At 72.3% G+C, this 17838-nt stretch carries 14 protein-coding genes, 1 rRNA gene and 1 pseudogene; 7 read left to right on the forward strand and 9 right to left on the reverse strand.

What is annotated here, in order from left to right; all coding sequences use genetic code 11:
* A 5S ribosomal RNA gene (gene rrf, locus EAD98_RS22790) occupies positions 1–110 on the forward strand; the annotation flags it as partial.
* Between the two features lie 433 nt (positions 111–543).
* On the opposite strand, the gene EAD98_RS22795 is transcribed toward rrf, so the two are convergent.
* On the reverse strand, positions 544–1230 hold the full coding sequence (locus EAD98_RS22795) for a hypothetical protein (protein ID WP_121656058.1): 687 nt from the start codon (positions 1228–1230) through the stop codon (positions 544–546).
* 70 nt (positions 1231–1300) lie between these two features.
* On the opposite strand from EAD98_RS22795, the gene EAD98_RS22800 reads away from it, so the two are divergent.
* Genes EAD98_RS22800 through EAD98_RS22810 form a run of 3 tightly spaced genes read left to right on the forward strand, consistent with a single transcriptional unit; the run spans position 1301 to position 5684 of the window.
* Positions 1301–3919, forward strand: a complete 2619-nt coding sequence (locus EAD98_RS22800) for a valine--tRNA ligase (protein WP_121656059.1) — start codon at positions 1301–1303, stop codon at positions 3917–3919.
* Positions 3916–5250, forward strand: coding sequence for a folylpolyglutamate synthase/dihydrofolate synthase family protein (locus EAD98_RS22805; protein WP_121656060.1), 1335 nt, complete (start codon positions 3916–3918; stop codon positions 5248–5250). Before EAD98_RS22800 ends, EAD98_RS22805 begins: the two co-directional genes overlap by 4 nt.
* Positions 5247–5684: a DUF4233 domain-containing protein gene (locus EAD98_RS22810; RefSeq protein ID WP_121656061.1), complete on the forward strand. Its 438-nt coding sequence runs from the start codon at positions 5247–5249 to the stop codon at positions 5682–5684. The genes EAD98_RS22805 and EAD98_RS22810 overlap by 4 nt, the downstream gene beginning before the upstream one ends.
* A gap of 18 nt (positions 5685–5702) precedes the next feature.
* On the opposite strand, the gene EAD98_RS22815 is transcribed toward EAD98_RS22810, so the two are convergent.
* A complete protein-coding gene (locus EAD98_RS22815) occupies positions 5703–7106 on the reverse strand; it encodes a VOC family protein (protein ID WP_121656062.1) in 1404 nt (467 codons plus the stop codon).
* Between the two features lie 141 nt (positions 7107–7247).
* On the opposite strand from EAD98_RS22815, the gene ndk reads away from it, so the two are divergent.
* A complete protein-coding gene (ndk, locus tag EAD98_RS22820; RefSeq protein ID WP_121656063.1) occupies positions 7248–7673 on the forward strand; it encodes a nucleoside-diphosphate kinase in 426 nt (141 codons plus the stop codon).
* Positions 7674–7731: 58 nt separating this feature from the next.
* Here ndk and sigJ read toward each other — a convergent pair whose 3' ends face one another.
* The 6 genes from sigJ to EAD98_RS22850 all read right to left on the reverse strand — a co-directional run bounded on the left by sigJ (position 7732) and on the right by EAD98_RS22850 (position 12809).
* Positions 7732–8607, reverse strand: a complete 876-nt coding sequence (gene sigJ, locus EAD98_RS22825) for an RNA polymerase sigma factor SigJ (RefSeq protein ID WP_121656064.1) — start codon at positions 8605–8607, stop codon at positions 7732–7734.
* Positions 8604–9044: a carboxymuconolactone decarboxylase family protein gene (locus EAD98_RS22830; RefSeq protein WP_121656065.1), complete on the reverse strand. Its 441-nt coding sequence runs from the start codon at positions 9042–9044 to the stop codon at positions 8604–8606. Before EAD98_RS22830 ends, sigJ begins: the two co-directional genes overlap by 4 nt.
* A 103-nt stretch (positions 9045–9147) precedes the next feature.
* Positions 9148–9936 carry an ABC transporter permease gene (locus EAD98_RS22835; protein ID WP_121656066.1) on the reverse strand — a complete coding sequence of 263 codons (789 nt, stop codon included), beginning with the start codon at positions 9934–9936 and terminating at the stop codon, positions 9148–9150.
* Positions 9937–9946: 10 nt separating this feature from the next.
* Positions 9947–10705, reverse strand: a complete 759-nt coding sequence (locus tag EAD98_RS22840; protein ID WP_121656067.1) for an ABC transporter permease — start codon at positions 10703–10705, stop codon at positions 9947–9949.
* Between the two features lie 11 nt (positions 10706–10716).
* On the reverse strand, positions 10717–11727 hold the full coding sequence (locus tag EAD98_RS22845; RefSeq protein WP_121656068.1) for an ABC transporter ATP-binding protein: 1011 nt from the start codon (positions 11725–11727) through the stop codon (positions 10717–10719).
* A 59-nt stretch (positions 11728–11786) separates the two neighbouring features.
* The gene (locus EAD98_RS22850) at positions 11787–12809 is read right to left on the reverse strand and encodes an ArsR family transcriptional regulator (protein WP_121656069.1); all 1023 of its coding nucleotides are present in this window, start codon (positions 12807–12809) and stop codon (positions 11787–11789) included.
* Between the two features lie 312 nt (positions 12810–13121).
* On the opposite strand from EAD98_RS22850, the gene ileS reads away from it, so the two are divergent.
* Complete coding sequence (ileS, locus tag EAD98_RS22860; protein ID WP_121656070.1) at positions 13122–16268, forward strand: isoleucine--tRNA ligase; 3147 nt, start codon at positions 13122–13124, stop codon at positions 16266–16268.
* A 164-nt stretch (positions 16269–16432) separates the two neighbouring features.
* Entirely contained in the window at positions 16433–17122 is a 690-nt protein-coding gene (locus EAD98_RS22865; protein WP_121656071.1) for a 1-acyl-sn-glycerol-3-phosphate acyltransferase, read from the forward strand.
* A 12-nt stretch (positions 17123–17134) separates the two neighbouring features.
* On the opposite strand, the pseudogene EAD98_RS22870 reads toward EAD98_RS22865, so the two are convergent.
* A pseudogene (locus EAD98_RS22870) lies at positions 17135–17838 on the reverse strand (hypothetical protein); the annotation flags it as partial.

The raw sequence follows: 17838 nt of genomic DNA on the forward strand, positions 1-17838 counted from the left end.
GTCATGGCGGAGGGGAAACGCCCGGTCACATTCCGAACCCGGAAGCTAAGCCCTCCAGCGCCGATGGTACTGCACTCGTGAGGGTGTGGGAGAGTAGGACGCCGCCGGACAATCTTTCAGAAAGGGCGACCCTCAGGGGTGGCCCTTTCTGCATGCCCCGCATCCATGCGAGGTTGATCGACTTCTGCATGCCCCATCACGTCGGGTTGATCGACCTCGGCATGCCCGTATCCATGCGCGGTTGATCGACTCGGGATCCCGGAAACCGCGGTATCGGGGCTCGTTTGCTGCCCCGATATCCCTGCAACCGAGTCGATCACGAGGCCCGGCCGGTCGGTGGTCCGGGCGAGGGACGAGGGCCCCCGGGCGGTCGGCGGCTTGAGCGAGGGACGAGGGGCCCGGGCGGTCGGTGGTCCGGGCGAGGGACGAGGGCCCCCGGGCGGTCGGTGGCCTGAGCGAGGACGAGGCGCCCTGGCGGGTCGGTGGCCGGAGCGGTCGGCGGCGTGAGCGGTCCGTGGCCTGGGGGCGGCTGGCGGCCTGGGGTCAGTCCCGGGTCTGCATGCCGGCGCGCAGGTTGCGCAGTAGGCCGCCGGCATCGGCGACCGAGCGCCCCGGGAACATCGCCATCACCACGCTGCCGTGGTCCGCCCAGCCACACACGGCGAAGTCGCCGCCCTCACCGCTGGTGTTGCCGCACTTCATCACGCCGCCCAGCTCGCCCGCGGACACCTCGCGCAGGCCGGTCACCTTGCCGGTCTCGTCGGACATCAGGCCGAAGAGGCTGTCCAGGTCACGCTCCGGCTGCCACAGCAGGGTGGTGCCACCGAAGATGAGCACCGACCGCTTGTCGTCGGCCGGGTCCCGGTAGACCGTGCCGAAGCTGCGGTCCAGCTCGATGTCGGCGGCCAGGCCGCTGCGCAGGTAGTCCGCCGTGCTCTTCGCCCGTTCGCTGTCGTCCCGGGTGAGGCCGGCCACCCGGTCGGGTGAGGTCAGCCGGGTGTCCTTCTGCTGTGCCACCCGCCACCCGGCGGCGCCCAGCACGCCCGCGCCGGCCAGGCCGACGACCAGCGCGACCGCCCAGCCGATCCGACGCCGGCGGGGCCACCCGCCACGCGGTTCGTCGGGATCGCCCCCGGGGTCCCGGGTGCTCAGCTGGATCGGCTCCTCGGTCAGCTCGACCGGCTCGCGACCGTCGTCGAGCGGGCGCTCAGTGAGATGTGCGTCGGACATAGCCGACACCGTACGCGAATGGCAGGTGGCGCACGTCGGGTCCGCGGAAGCCCTCCGTAGACTTTCACGGGTGACCGACAGACTCGATGCCCGACGCCCCGACGCCCCCACCCTGGCCGGCCAGTACCAGCCCGCCGAGGTAGAGCAGCGACGGTACGAGCAGTGGGTAGCCGCCGGGCACTTCCGGGCTTCCGCCGACAGTGACAAGCCGCCGTTCACCATCGTCATCCCGCCGCCGAACGTCACCGGCTCGCTGCACATGGGCCACGCGTTCGAGCACACGCTGATGGACGCGCTCACCCGGCGTAAGCGGATGCAGGGCTTCGAGGCCCTCTGGCTGCCCGGCATGGACCACGCCGGCATCGCCACCCAGAACCTGGTCGAGCGTCAACTCGCCGGCGAGGGCCTCTCCCGGCACGACCTCGGGCGGGAGAAGTTCGTCGAGCGGGTCTGGCAGTGGAAGGCCGAGTCCGGCGGCGCCATCCTCGGCCAGATGCGGCGCCTCGGTGACTCCGTCGACTGGGACCGTGAGCGCTTCACCATGGACGAGGGCCTGACCCGTGCCGTCCAGACGATCTTCAAGAAGCTCTTCGACGAGGGCCTCATCTACCGGGCCAACCGGATCATCAACTGGTGCCCGCGCTGCCTGACCGCGCTCTCCGACATCGAGGTCGAGCACACCGACGACGACGGTGAGCTGATCTCCATCCGGTACAGCGACGAGGTCGTCGTGGCGACCACCCGGGCCGAGACGATGCTGGGTGACACCGCCGTCGCGGTGCACCCGGACGACGAGCGGTACCAGCACCTGATCGGCACCGAGGTCGAGCTGCCGCTGACCGGCCGCCGCATCCCGATCGTCGCCGACGCGCACGTCGACCCGTCGTTCGGCACCGGCATGGTGAAGGTGACCCCGGCGCACGACCCCAACGACTTCGAGATCGGCCAGCGCCACGACCTGCCCGCGCTGACCGTGATGGACGAGCGCGGCGTGATCACCGTGGCCGGCCCGTTCGAGGGGCTGGACCGTTTCGAGGCCCGTCCCGCGATCGTGGCCGCGCTGCGCGAGCAGGGCCGGATCGTGGCCGAGAAGCGGCCGTACGTTCATGCGGTCGGGCACTGCTCGCGGTGCAAGACGACCGTCGAGCCGCGGCTGTCGTTGCAGTGGTTCGTCAACACCGCCCCCCTGGCCCAGGCCGCCGGCGACGCCGTCCGCGACGGCCGGGTCCGCATCGAGCCGGCCGAGCTGGCGAAGCGCTACTTCGCCTGGGTCGACAACATGCACGACTGGTGCATCTCGCGCCAGCTGTGGTGGGGGCACCGCATTCCGGTCTGGTACGGCCCGGCGGGCGAGATCGTCTGCGTCGGCCCGGACGAGCAGCCGCCGACCGGGGACGGCTGGCACCAGGACGAGGATGTGCTGGACACCTGGTTCTCCAGCGCGCTCTGGCCGTTCTCCACCCTCGGCTGGCCGGAGCAGACCCCGGACCTGGCCAAGTTCTACCCGACCAGCGTGCTGGTCACCGGCTACGACATCCTCTTCTTCTGGGTCGCCCGGATGATGATGTTCGGCCTGTACGCGATGGACGGCCGGCAGCCGTTCGACGTGGTGGCGCTGCACGGCATGGTCCGCGACGAGCACGGCAAGAAGATGTCCAAGTCGTTCGGCAACGTGGTCGACCCGCTGGACTGGATCGACCGGTTCGGCGCCGATGCCACCCGGTTCACCCTGGCCCGCGGCGCGAACCCCGGCCAGGACGTCCCGGTCAGCGAGGACTGGTGCCAGGGCTCGCGCAACTTCTGCAACAAGCTCTGGAACGCCACCCGGTTCGCGCTGATGAACGGGGCGCACACCACGGGTGACCTGCCCGCCGCCGAGCAGCTCTCCACCGTCGACCGGTGGATCCTGTCCCGGCTGTCGCACGTCACCGCCGAGGTGGACGAGCAGTTCGAGTCGTACGAGTTCGCCAAGGTGTGCGACCTGCTCTACCACTTCGCCTGGGACGACGTCTGCGACTGGTACGTCGAGTTGAGCAAGCCGGTGCTCGCCGAGGGCGGCGAGCGGGCCGAGACCACCCGTCGGGTGCTCGGGCACGTGCTGGACCAGCTGCTGCGGCTGCTGCACCCGGTCATCCCGTTCGTCACCGAGGAGCTGTGGCTCGCGCTCACCGGCGGCGAGACGGTGCAGACCGCCACCTGGCCGGTGGCCGACCGTGCGCTGATCGACGACGCCGCCGAGGCGGAGCTGGTCAGTGTGCAGCGGGTGGTCACCGAGATCCGCCGGTTCCGGTCCGACCAGGGCCTGCGCCCCACCCAGCGGGTGGCCGCCCGGCTGGAGGGGCTCACCGGCGCCGGCATCGCGGACCACGAGCCGCTGATCCGCTCACTGGTGCGGCTGGACCCGGCCGGCGAGGACTTCCAGGCCAGCGCCACGCTGGCCATGCCCGGGGCGGTCGGTGTCGCGTTGGACACCCGGGGGTCGATCGACGTGGCCGCCGAGCGGGCCCGGCTGACCAAGGACCGCGCCGCCGCCGAGAAGGAGGTCGCGCAGGCTCGGGCGAAGCTCGACAACCCGGCCTTCATCGGCAAGGCCCCCGAGCCCGTCGTCGCGAAGATCCGCGATCGGCTGGCCACCGCCGAGGCCGACCTGGTCCGGATCGACGCTGCTCTGGAGACGCTTCCCTCGTGACCGACCGTTCCGATTTCGCCGCCGTCGAGGCCGAGCTGGCCGCCCGCGGCTTCACCCGCATGGTCTTCGAGCTGGACCGGATCGAGTCTCTGCTCGACCTGCTCGGCAGCCCGCAGCGGGCGTATCCCTCGATCCACCTGACCGGCACCAACGGCAAGACCTCCACCGCACGAATGATCGACTCGCTGCTCCGGGCGTTCGGGCTGCACACCGGCCGGTACACCAGCCCGCACCTGGAGACCGTCCGGGAGCGGATCAGCCTGGACGGCGAGCCGGTCAGCGAGGAGCGGTTCGCCGCGGTGTACCGGGAGATCCGCCCGCTGGCCGAGCTGGTCGACGCGCGGTCGGACGAGCCGCTCACGTACTTCGACATGACCACCGCGCTGGCGTTCGCCACGTTCGCCGACGCGCCGGTCGACATCGCGGTGGTCGAGGTGGGCCTCGGCGGCGCCGAGGACGCCACCAACGTCATTCAGGCCGGGGTCTGCGTGATCACGCCGATCGCGTTGGACCACACCGAGTGGCTCGGCGACACGCTCCAGGACATCGCGCTCGCCAAGGCCGGCATCATCCACCCGGGCGCCACCGTGATCGCGGCGGCGCAGGAGGAGGAGGCGGCGGGTCCGCTGCTCGACCGCTGCGCCGAGGTCGGGGCCACCATCGCCCGGGAGGGCGCCGAGTTCGGCGTCCTGCGCCGGGAGATCGCGGTCGGTGGGCAGGTGCTCAGCCTCCAGGGCCTGGGCGGCGTCTACGACGAGGTGTTCATTCCGCTGCACGGCGCGCATCAGGCGCAGAACGCTGCGGTGGCACTCGCCGCGGTGGAGGCGTTCCTGGGTGCCGGGGCCCGGCGGCAGTTGGACATCGAGGCGGTCCGGGAGGGTTTCGCCACGGCCAGTTCTCCGGGGCGGCTGGAGCGGGTACGCAACGCCCCGACCATCCTGCTGGACGGCGCGCACAATCCGCACGGCATGGCGGCCACCGTGACCGCGCTCCAGGAGGAGTTCGCGTTCAGCAAGCTGGTGGCGGTCGTCGGCGTGCTCGCCGACAAGGACGCGCCCGGTCTGCTGGAGCTGCTGGAGCCGGTCGTCGACCTGGTGGTCGTCACCCGCAACAGTTCGCCGCGGGCGATGCCGGCGGCGGAACTCGCGGCGCTGGCCGTGGAGATCTTCGGCGAGGAGCGGGTCGAGGTGGCCGAGGAGATGCCGGATGCGATCGAGACCGCGGTGGCGCTGGCCGAGGAGGACGTCCCGGGTGAGCTCAGCGGCGTCGGGGTGCTGGTCACGGGGTCGGTGGTGACGGTGGCCGACGCCCGTCGGCTGCTGAAGCGATGACCGACCCGGAGCGGGACCCCCGCACCAGCGAGCAACCGCCAGCGGACCAACCCGCCGACGGGTCGGCGGGCGAGCAGCCCACCGCCGGGCAGCCCCGGCCGTCGGGGCTGCGCAACCCGGAGCGCGCGGTACGCGGCCTGGGCGCCGGGACGCTCAGCCTGGAGGCGCTGGTGCTGGTGCTGGCCATCCAGCCGATCCGCGTGGTCGGCGGTGACCTGGGCGGGCCCGCGATCGCCGTGGTGGTGGCCCTGGCGGTGGCCGCCATCGGGCTCGCCGGCGTGATGCGCCGCCCGTGGGCCTGGCACGCCGGCACCGTGCTCCAGGGCCTGCTGATGCTGGCCGGTCTACTGCACTGGTCGTTGTTCGCGCTGGGTGTCATCTTCGCCCTGGTCTGGGCGTACGCGCTGCACGTCCGCCGGGTCATCCTCGGCTGACGGTCGGCCCGCCGACGGTCAGGCGTCGGCGCGTTCGCGCCACTGGGTGAGGGCGATGCCGTGGCCGTCCGGGTCGCGGAACGCCGCCGCCCACACCTCCAGCCGGGTGCCGCGGTTGACGACGCGGGGCGCGTACGTGAAGCGGACCCCCGAGCCGCGCAGTCGCCCGTACGCCGCCTCGATGTCGTCCACCTCAAGGTTGACGTGCACCAGCCGGCGGCTGATCGGCGCCGCGCCGGTCACCTCGCGCAGCACCAGGCGGGTCGTGCCGGAGGCGAGCACGGCGTTACCGGCGCCCTGGTCGACCTCGGTGAAGCCGAGCACGTCCCGGTAGAAGTCGAGCGACCGGGACAGGTCGGTGACCAGGAGCGTGAGGCCCACCCCGCTGATCGGGGCGGCCGGGTCGGCGGCGGCTTCCGTGTCGTACCCGAAGATCGCCTCGTCCAGTTCCTCGGCGGTGACGGTCTCGCGCGCCGCGCCGGGCGGGGTGGGATCGTCCAGCGGCAGGTCGAGCGGGTCCAACGGGTCCGTCAGGCCCGCAGCGGACCGCTGTGCCGGAGGCGGGTCGAAGCGCTGCGCGGGAGGCGGGTCGAAGCGGTCCTCGGCGGGTGGGGCGGGCCGGTCGTCCTCCGGCTGGTCGAAGCGCTCCTCGGCGGGCGGACGCGGCGCGGGGGTGGCCCGCCGGGGCAGCCCGCTGCCGGCGGACTGGGCGCCGACCGGCTGCTCGACGACGACGCCCTCCAGCACCACCGGGCCGCCGGGGCTCTGGTGCACCACCACCGGCTCGCGTTCCTCGGGGGGCGCGACGTCCAGGTCGTCCCGGAGCGGGTCGGGACCGGTCGGGTCGGGGTACGGGTCGCCGAGCGGGTCGCGGAAGTCGTCGTCCGGCGCGCGATCGGCCCACGGCGGGGCGTCCTGCTGGATCAGCATCTCGTCCACGGCATCGGCGTCGGCGAACTCGGGTGGCAGGTCGGCGACGGCAGCGGCGGTCTCGGCGTGGGTGGGCACCTCGTCCCAGAGGACCTTGACGTGCCGCTGATCGTCCAGCGCGACCCGGATCGGCAGGGTCTGGCCCAGCGACGGCCACTTGGCGACCGGCACCCGCGGTTCGATGATCTTCTTGGAGCGGGGCGGCAGACCGGGGGCGTCGATCACCAGTTGCAGCTCGCAGCGGCCGAACGCGTACTGGGTGGGTGGTTCGGAGGCGCTGTGCACGTGCCCGACGCCGACCACCCAGGTGCGCCCACCGCCGCGTACGGTGGCCAGCGCGATCGCCAGCACCAGCAGGGCGATCCCGAGCGCCACGATGGCCCAGCTGGTCATGCCCAGCCCGAAGAGGACGACGAACGTGGCCACGGTGCCCAGCACCGTGCCGATCAACTTGCGTACCGGCGCGATGGGTCGGTTCCCGCCATTCGCCACAGTGGACCTCCCGGGGTCAGGGCCAGGCTAGGCCGGTTCGGCCACCGGAGGAAAGACCGGCCGCCGCGCCGGCGCCGGGACCGGGTCGCTAGGCTGACCGTACCGATCCCGAGCGTTCAGCGCGTACAGGAGGAACCCAGCGTGTCCAGCAACAGCCCGGATGAGCGCAGCCTCGTTCTGATCAAGCCCGACGCGGTCCGCCGCGGCCTGGTCGGCGAGGTCCTCTCCCGCTTCGAGCGCAAGGGGCTGCGGATCGACGCGATGGTGCACCGGACGATGGACGCCGCGCTCGCCGACGAGCACTACGCCGAGCACGTCGACAAGGCTTTCTACCCGCCGCTGAAGGACTTCATGACCGGCGGTCCGCTGGTCGCGCTGGTGCTCTCCGGCGACCAGGTCATCGAGGTTGTTCGCGGGCTGGTCGGCGCGACCGACGGGCGCAGGGCCGCCGCCGGCACCATCCGGGGCGACCTGTCGCTGTCCAACCGGGAGAACCTGGTGCACGCCTCGGACTCGCCGGACAGCGCCAAGCGCGAGATCGCGCTCTGGTTCCCCGAGCTGGGCTGACGCGTTGCCCGAGCTGGGCTGACGCGCACCGGCCCGGGGCCGACCGACGACGCCCGGCTCAGCCGACCGCCGGCACCTTCGCCGGGTTGCCGACCACGTAGATCCCGGTGATCCGTCCGTCGGCCGCGGCGATGGTCAGCGTGTACCGACTGCCGTCCGCGCGGGTGACCAGCATCGCGGGTTCCCCGTTGAGCTCGACCGGATCCATGGTGACCCGGTGACGCGGGCCGTAGACCCCGGCGTAGAACCGGGCGATCCGGTCCGCGCCGGTGACCGGGTTGAGGGCGGCCCGCACCCGACCGCCACCGTCGTTCCACGCGGTGGCGTCGGCGGCCACCAGCTCGGTGAGCCTCGCCAGGTCACCGTCGCGGGCGGCGGCGAGGAACGCTTCCAGCAGCCGCTCCCGCTCCGGGCGGCTGGCGGTGAACCGGCGCTGCTCCTGTCGTACCCGGGCGGTCGCGCGGTGGTGCAGTTGGCGGCAGTCCTCGGGGGTCCGGTCCAGGATCTCGGCGATCTCGGCGTACGGCAGGTCGAAGGCGGTGTGCAGGACGTACACCGCGCGCTCCGGCGGGGTGAGCCGCTCCAGCACGTGCAGCAGCGCGGTGGAGAGCGAGTCGCGCAGCTCCGCGCGGTCCAGCGGCCCGAACGGCGAGGGCGTGGTCGGGACCGGCTCGGGCAACCACGTCCCGACGTACGTCTCACGCGACGCCTGCCGGACGCGCAGCCGGTCCAGCGCCAGGCGGGTGACCACCCGGGACAGGTAGCGGCGGGGCTCGGCCACCGTCGACCGGTCCACGCCGACCCAGCGCAGGTACGTCTCCTGGAGCACGTCCTCCGCGTCGTGCCGGCTGCCGAGCAGCCGGTAGGCGAGCCCGAGCAGCATCGGCCGGTGCGCCTGGAGCGCACCGGCCGCGTCTGCCGCCTCGGTCCTCACGCCTGAGCCGGAGGCTCCAACCGCAGGGTCACCCCGATCCGATTCCACACGTTGATTGTGGCAATCGCCATGACGAGGTCGGCCAGTTCCTTCTCCGACCAGACCTTCGCGGCGGCGTCCCACACCTCATCCGACACACCGTGCTCGCCGAGCCGCGTGACCGCGTCGGTGAGGTCCAGCGCGGCCCGCTCCCGCTCGTCGAAGAACGGGGACTCCCGCCAGGTGGCCACCGCGAACAGCCGCCGGCTCGACTCGCCGTCGGCGAGCGCGTCCCGGCTGTGCATGTCCACGCAGTACGCGCACCCGTTGAGCATCGACGCCCGCAGCTTGATCAGCTCCAGGACGGTGTGGTCGACGTTCGACTGGACGTACTTCTCCAACCCCATGACGGCCTGGTACGCCTTCGGCGCCACCTCGCCAGGGTTCATCCGCTGCACGACTACCTCCCCTGTTCGGTTTCGACACCCGTACGACGGATGGGCCGGGGCGGACCGTGACAGCCGTGGCTGTGACTCCGGTCATGCCGGCACGGCGCGGCGGTCAGAGGGTGTCGAGGGAGGCGCGGCGGCGGGACTCCGCCTCGAAGAGCTTGAGCAGGGTGGCGGCGAGGACCGCGTAGCCGACGGCGATGGCCAGTTCGGCGGCGAGCGGGGGCGCGGCGGCGCCGAAGCCCTCGCCGGCGACCAACCGGCGGGCCGCCTCGGCGGCGTGGGTGATCGGTAGCAGCTCGCCGGTGACGCGCATCCAGGCGGGCAGCCCGGCGGCGGGCACGTTGACCCCGGTGAGCAGGAGCAGCAGCGCCACCGAGACGTTGGAGACCAGCCAGACGTCGCGGAACCGCAGCCCGATCGCGCCCAGGGTCAGGCCGAAGAAGCCGCAGGCGAGCGCCGCGACCGCCAGGGCCAGCAGCAGTCCCGGCAACGCGTCGACCGGCACCCGCAGGCCGAGCAGCAGCGACGCCGCGGTGAGGGTGGTCACCGCGATCAGCAGGCCGTTCGCGGCGTACGGCAGGACGCGGCCGAGGAAGACCGCGGTGCGGCTGCGCGGCGAGAGCAGCACGTGCCCGAGCGTGCCGAAGCGCCGCTCGTTGGACACCGCCATGGTGCCGCCGAACACGCAGGCCAGCGAGGCCGCCAGCACGGCGTTGCCGGTGATGTAGAAGCCGTCGTCGGCGACCCCGAGCTGCCGGCCCAGGTAGGCGAAGAACAGCAGCTGGAACAGTGGGCCGACGAGCAGCGTGCCGACGAACATCGCCGGGGTGGTCCAGTTGAACAGGGCGCGGTAGGCGATCACGCCACCGACGCCGATCAGGCGGAGCAGTGCGGTCATCGTCGCCTCCTCAGGCCAGGGCGAGGGTGGCCGCCGCGCGGGCCCGCCGCTCGACGTGGGTCATCATGATCGCGCCGAGCGCCAGGCACGCCAGGCTGATCGCCAGGCAGATGCCGAGGGACGGCCAGGTGGGTCCGCTGCCGGTGGCCGCCTCGCGTACCGCTCGCGCTCCCCAGGTGGTGGGCAGCACGGCGGCGATCGGGCCGGTCCAGCCGGGCAACGCGGTGATCGGCACGAGCATCCCGGAGACCAACCAGATCGGATACTCCAGCGTGTTGGTCAGCGCGTTGGCGTTGCGCAGCAGCACGAACGTGGAGGCGAGCAGCAGCCCGAACATGCCGAGTCCGATGATGCAGCCGGGTACCGCGACCGCGAACGCCAGCGGGTGGGCGAAGGTCAGCGGGATGCCGTACAGCAGGCGGCCCCAGGCCAGCGTGGCCACCATGGCGTACGTGCCGGTGAGCGCGGTGGCCAGCGTGATCGGCAGCACCACCAGGGCCGGCGGCCGGGGCGCCAACATGATCATCTCCAGGGTGCCCTGCCAGCGCTGGTTCTGGATCGCGCCACCCGAACCGAACAGCACCGACGACCAGACGCCCATCAGCCCCGCCCCGACCGCGGCCTCCAGCAGCCGGCCCGGCTCGCCGCCGGCCCGGAACAGGTAGACGGCCAGGGTCGCCTGCACCACCGGCACGATCAGCGCGGTGGCGATCTCGAACGGCGACCGGCTGAGCTGCTTGGCGTGCAGCAGCGCCCCGACGGCGATCATCCGCAACGTCCTCACACCGCCACCGCCTCGACCGGGCGAGCCTGCGCGTCGACCCGGTTCACGATCGCCACGTACGCGTCCTCCAGCGTGGGCTGCCGGGCGGTGACCCGGCCCAGCCGGACCCCGTCCAGCGCGCGCAACACGTCCGCCTGCACGTCCACCCCCGCGTCGGACTGCACCGTCAGCACCTGCGCCGCACCGGTGACGACCACGCTGGCCTCGCGTACCCCCGGCAGGGCGTGGATCACCGCGAGCTGGGCGTCACCCACCCCGTACGCCTCCACCTCCAGCACCTGCCGGCCGTCGGCGTGGTGCCGCAGCTCGGCGGGCGTGCCGAGGGCCTGGATCGTGCCGTTCGCGATCACCGCGATCCGGCCGCACAGCTCGTCCGCCTCAGCCATGTAGTGCGTGGTGAGCAGGACGGTGGTGCCGGTGGCGGCGAGGTCCGCCACGGTCTGGCGCAGCTCCCGGGCCGCCACCGGGTCCACCCCGATCGACGGCTCGTCGAGGAAGAGCACCCGCGGCCGGTGCAGCAGACCCCGGGCGATGTGCAGCCGCTGGCGCATGCCCCGGGAGTAGCCCTCCACCCGGTCGTTCTCCCGGCCGCTCAGCCGGACCAGGTCGAGCAGCTCGGCGATCCGCCGTTTCTGCTCCCGCCCGGGCACGCCGTACAGCTCGGCGAAGTAGCGCAGGTTGTCCCGCGCGGAGAGCCGGTCGTAGAGCCCCCGGTCACCGCCGAAGACGTACCCGATCCGTCGGCGTACTTCCCGGGTCTGCCGGACCACGTCGAAGCCACAGATCCGGGCCTCGCCGGCGGTCGGGATGAGCAGCGTGTTCAGCAGCTTGATCGTGGTGGTCTTGCCAGCGCCGTTCGGCCCGAGCAGGCCGAACAGCTCCCCGTTGCCGACCGTCAGGTCGACGCCGCGGACCGCCTCCACCTCCCGGCGCTGTGGTCGTAACCATCCGGTCCGGCTGCGGTACGTGCGGCGCAGCCCGACCGCCTCGATCGCGTGTTCGCTCATGCCCGGAGGTTAGGAGCGAGCGGGGCGCACGGGAAACGAATTCGGATCCGGCCGAATGCTCAGGCCGGAACGGCGGCCGGCTCGTCGCCGATCAGCTGCACCAGGGCCAGGCCGGCCGGTTCCAGGCCGTACAGCACCCGCCGGCCCACCCGGCGGCGGTGCACCACGCCGGCGGTGAGCAACGCGGACAGCTGCTCGGAGACGGTGCTCGGCGCCAGCCCGAGGGTGGCGGCGAGGCCGGCGGTGGTGGCCGGTCGGGTCAGCGCCCGCAACACCTGGGCGCGTCCCCGCCCGACGAGGACCGCCAGCCGGTCGATGGCCGGCTCCGCCGCGGGCCTGTCGGCGTCGGGCCGATCGGCCAGCAGCACCGAGCCCCGGGCCTGGTACGAGACCGCGAGGATCTCCGGGTGATCGGTGGAGTGGGTGAGCGCTCCCCGGGAGAAGATCAACGGGATCAGCAGCAGCCGCTGGTCGACCGCGGTGAACCGCGCCTCGGACGGCTTGACCAGGGTCAGCACCGGCCTCTCCCAGCGCACCCGCTCGTGCAGGTCGGCCAGCAGCGCGTCCGGGCCGTGCGCGGCGAGCGCCCGCGCCCGGTGCAGCACCTCCTCGTCCAGCGCCGCCCGCATCGCCGGCCACCAGGGCGCGATCGCCGCGTCCCAGTACGCCTGGAGCCCGTCGGCGAGCCGGTCCAGGGCCGCCTGACGGTCGGTGACGAACGGCCGCAACCAGCCCGGCAGGTCATCGGGACGGTGGTAGCGGGGGATCTGCTCGGCGATCACCGAGGCCGGCGTGGCCCGGAGCACGGCCAACTCCTCGGCGATGGTCGGGCTCGCGGTGGGCGGTACCGGACCGAGGAAGTCCGGATACCACGGGCCGGTGGCCGAGTAGAGCTTCAGCGCGGCCGCGTCGGGCAGTTCGGCGAGCGCCCGACGGGCGTGCCGCGCCCAGCTCGTGTACGGCCAGGGCGCCTCGTCCGGGTACCGGTCGAGCAGGTAGAGGCTGCACTTGGCCTCCCAGAGCGGGCTGGTCGCGATCCGGGTGCGGGTCAACGTCGGCTCGTCCAGCTCGATCCGGATCACCCGGCCAGCGTAGGTGGTGGCCGGCGGCGGGATTACTCGGCGGCGGACCGGTGGGCGGGTCGAGTATCGTTGAGCACCGTAAGGCGATGACCCGGCCATCACCGGTGAGCCTCCGGAAGAACAGCCGGGCAACCGGCCCAGTAGAACCGGACGGGTCCGGCCCGTCACAGCCGGCCAATGAGCGGGCGGTCGATCCTGACCGCCAAGCGGGGTGGTACCGCGGGCCACCCGGGGAGCGTCGTCGAGGCGTACCCCGGAAGGTTCGTCCTCGCAGACCCACCGATGAGTGAGCTGCGAGGAGAGCGACCCCCGATGGCCTATCCGTTGCACGACCCGACCGCCGCCGGTGTCCCGGCGAGCCCGGACCTGCCCGCGGTCGAGCGCCGGGTGCTGGAGCACTGGACGGCCGACAAGACCTTCGAGGCGTCGGTGGAGGCCCGCCCGGCCGGCGACGACGGCAAGAACGAGTACGTCTTCTACGACGGCCCGCCGTTCGCCAACGGCCTGCCGCACTACGGCCACCTCTTCACCGGCTACGTCAAGGACGTGGTGCCCCGCTACCAGACCATGCGCGGTCGGCACGTCGAGCGGCGCTTCGGTTGGGACTGCCACGGCCTGCCCGCCGAGGTGGTGGCCGAGAAGCAGCTCGGCATCACCAGCAAGGCGGAGATCATCGACCTGGGCGTGGCCCGGTTCAACGAGGCCTGCCGCACCTCGGTGCTGGAGTTCACCCAGGACTGGGAGCGGTACATCAACCGGCAGGCCCGCTGGGTCGACTTCACCAACGACTACAAGACGCTCGACCTGGACTACATGGAAAGCGTCATGTGGGCCTTCAAGACCCTGCACGACAAGGGTCTGATCTACGAGGGCTTCCGGGTGCTGGCGTACTGCTGGCGCTGCGAGACGCCACTGTCGAACACCGAGACCCGGATGGACGACGTCTACCGGGACCGGCACGACCCGACCCTGTCCGTGTGGTTCGGGCTGACCCCGGACGACTCCGCGCCGGAGCTGGTGCGCGGGCCGGTCAAGCTGGGCGTCTGGACCACCACGCCGTGGACCCTGCCGTCCAACCTGGCGCTCGCCGTCGGCCCCGACATCGAGTACGCGGTGCTGGAGCGCGACGGGGAGCGGTTCGTCGTCGGCGCGGCACGGCTGGCCGCGTACGCCAAGGAGCTGGAGGGGTACGAGCAGGTCGGCACGGTGTACGGCCGTGACCTGGTCGGCCGCCGCTACACCCCGCTGTACGACTTCCTCGTCGAGCAGGCCGGGGAGACCGCCTACCAGGTGCTCGGCGCGGAGTTCGTCACCACCGAGGACGGCACCGGGATCGTGCACCTGGCCCCGGCGTTCGGTGAGGACGACCAGAACGTCTGCAACGCCGCCGGCATCCCCACCGTCGTCACGGTCGACGACCACACCCGGTTCACCGCGCTGGTGCCGCCGTTCCAGGGCGAGCAGGTCTTCGACGTCAACAAGCCGGTGATCCGGGAGCTCAAGGAGCGGGGGGTGGTGCTCAAGCAGGACACCTACACCCACTCGTACCCGCACTGCTGGCGCTGCGAGACTCCGCTGGTCTACAAGGCGGTGTCGTCGTGGTTCGTGGCCGTGACGCAGTTCCGGGACCGGATGGTCGAGCTGAACCAGCAGATCAACTGGACGCCGGGGCACATCAAGGACGGCTCGTTCGGCAAGTGGCTGGCCAACGCCCGGGACTGGTCGATCAGCCGGAACCGGTTCTGGGGCTCGCCGATCCCGGTCTGGAAGTCCGACGACCCGAACTACCCGCGGCTGGACGTCTACGGCTCGCTGGCCGACATCGAACGGGACTTCGGCGTACGCCTCAGCGACCTGCACCGGCCGGCGGTGGACGAGCTGGTCCGCCCCAACCCGGACGACCCGACCGGCAAGTCGATGATGCGCCGGGTGCCGGAGGTGCTGGACTGCTGGTTCGAGTCCGGCTCGATGCCGTTCGCCCAGGTGCACTATCCGTTCGAGAACGCCGACTGGTTCGAGCACCACTACCCGGGCGACTTCATCGTCGAGTACATCGGGCAGACCCGCGGCTGGTTCTACACCATGCACGTGCTGGCCACCGCGCTGTTCGACCGGCCGGCGTTCCGCAACTGCCTGAGCCACGGCATCCTGCTCGGCTCGGACGGGCGCAAGATGTCCAAGAGCCTGCGCAACTACCCGGACGTCTACCACGTCTTCGACGCGTACGGCTCGGACGCGATGCGGTGGATGCTGATGTCCTCGCCGGTGCTGCGCGGCGGTGACATGGCGGTCACCGAGACGCTCATCCGGGACTCCGTCCGGCAGGTGCTGCTGCCGCTGTGGAACGTCTGGTACTTCTTCTCGCTCTACGCCAACGCGGACGGGCACCAGGCGCGGCGCCGCACCGACTCGACGCACCTGCTCGACCGGTACGTGCTGGCGAAGACGAACGAGCTGGTGTCGACGGTCAGCGCGCAGATGGACGCGTACGACATCTCCGGCGCCTGCGCCACCGTCCGGTCCTTCCTGGACGCGCTGACCAACTGGTACGTGCGCCGGTCCCGGGACCGGTTCTGGTCCGGTGACGCGAACGCCTTCGACACTCTGTGGACGGTGCTGGAGACGCTCTGCCGGGTGGTGGCGCCGCTCGCGCCGCTGACCGCGGAGGAGATCTGGCGCGGTCTGACCGGGGAGCGCTCGGTGCACCTGACCGACTGGCCGGAGGCCACCGAGTTCCCCGCCGACCACGACCTCGTGGCGGCGATGGACAACGTGCGGGCGGTCGCCTCGGCGGCGCTGTCGCTGCGCAAGGCGAAGGGGCTGCGGGTGCGGCTGCCGCTGTCGAAGCTGACCGTGGCCTCGCCGGCGGCGGAGCAGCTGCGCCCGTTCGCCGACCTGGTCGCCGACGAGGTCAACGTGAAGGCGGTGGAGTTCAGCGCGGAGCTGTCCGAGTACTGCCAGCAGGTGCTCACCGTGGTACCCCGGGCGCTCGGCCCGCGGGTCGGCAAGCAGGTCCAGCAGGTGATCAAGGCGGTCAAGGCGGGCGACTGGGAACTGGTCGACGGCGCACCGGTGGCCGCCGGGGTCACCCTGGCCGAGGGTGAGTACGAGCTGCGCCTGGTCGCCGCCGACGCCGAGCACTCCGCGCCGCTGCCCGGCGCCGAGGGCGTGGTGGTGCTGGACACCGAGGTCACCCCGGAGCTGGCCGCCGAGGGGCTGGCCCGCGACGTGGTCCGGGTGGTGCAGCAGGCACGCCGGGACGCCGACCTCGACGTGTCCGACCGGATCGTGGTGTCGGTGTCGGCCTCGGAGGAGGTGCGCGCGGCGGTCGCCGCGTACATGGACTTCGTCACCGGGGAGGTGCTGGCCGACTCGGTCGACTTCGCCGAGGGCCTCGACGGCTTCGCCGGCGAGGTCGGCGAGGGTGACCGGGTGACGGTCGTCGTGCGCAGGGTATGACGATGTGAGCAAGGGGCCCTTCCCGACGCCTCGTGTAGAGGAAGGGCCCCTTGCGGACCGGAGCATCGCCAGGGCTCGGACGCCTCGCCACCTCCATCGGAGGGAGTGTGGCGGCGTCCGCTACCGTGACACCGCCTGTTCGCACCTCATCTGCCGGAGGACCAGTGCCCCTGCTCTACACCATCGGCAAGCTCACCGTGGCGCCCACGCTGCGGTTGGCGTTCCGCCCGACCGTGGAGGGGCTGGAACACGTGCCGGAGACCGGCGGCGCCGTCTTCGCCGGCAACCACCTCTCGGTGGCCGATGAGCTGTTCCTCGGCACGGTGGTGCCCCGGCACCTGGCGTTCTGGGCCAAGTCGGAGTACTTCAAGGGCACCGGCGTGAAGGGCGCGATCTCCAAGTTCGTCCTCACCGGCCTGGGCGCGATCCCGGTCGAGCGGGCCGGTGGGCGGGCCGCGCTGTCCGCGTTCGACGCGGCCATCCCGGCACTCAAGGGCGGCGACCTGGTGGTGGTCTACCCGGAGGGCACCCGCTCACCGGACGGCAAGCTGTACCGGGGGCGGACCGGCGCGGCCCGGCTGGCGATCTCCGCCGGCGTGCCGATCATCCCGGTCGGCATGATCGGCACGGACAAGGCCCAGCCGATCGGCGCCCGGGTGCCCCGCCCCGGCGCCGCGAAGATCACCGTCCGGTTCGGCAAGCCGCTGGACTTCACCGGCCGGCCCGACGACCGCACGTCGCTGCGACAGATGACCGACGAGCTGATGAGCGAGATCCAGAAGCTCACCGGTCAGGAGTACGTGCCCCGCTACGCCCCGCCGCGCGCCCACCCGGACCCGACCCGCGACGCCTGACCGGCCCCGTCCTCAGCCCTGCTTGGGCTGGACGATCTGGACGCGCAGGGTGTCCAGCAGAGCCGCGCTGTCCGAGACGGAGAGCCGGGTGAACACCCCGGTGGCGATGCTGCCGTGGTCGACCGAGGTGCAGACCACCACGTCGGTGCCGGCGGACCGCCCGACGGCGCAGCGTTCGTGCCGGCCTCGTACACCGGTCTGCACCGTCTCGGGCGCCTCCAACCCGTAGCGCTCGCTGAGGCGGCTGATCTCCGCGTCCGCGTCCGCCTCCGGCGTCAACCGGATGCCGGTGCCGCCGAAGACCGTCACCCGCTTGCCGTCCGCGGTGGCGTAGACGCCGGCGAAGGTGTCCTCGGCCAGCCAGTGCTCCTGGCGTACCTCGTTCTCCAACTGCCGTACGGTCTTCGCGCTGCTGTCGTCCTGGCGCAGGCTCAGGTCGGCCACCTGCTCGGGCAGCGCCGCCCGGGCCGGGTACTGCGCCGAGATCGGGAATCCGTAGTAGGCCGGGCAGCCGCAGCAGCAGGCCAGGGTGAGCAGCAGCAGCCACGGCCAGCGGCGTCGCCGGCGGACCGGGACCGGCACGTACCCCTTGGGCGCCTGCCAGCCCGGCGGCGGCGTCACCGGCGGCGGCGCGGCGGATCGCCGGCCCCGACGCTGCTTCGGCGGCGCGGGCGGCGACACCGGCGGGGCCGGCGGTGGGACCGGCATCGCAGGTC

Source organism: Micromonospora sp. CV4 (genome assembly GCF_003667455.1).
Lineage (GTDB): Bacteria > Actinomycetota > Actinomycetes > Mycobacteriales > Micromonosporaceae > Micromonospora.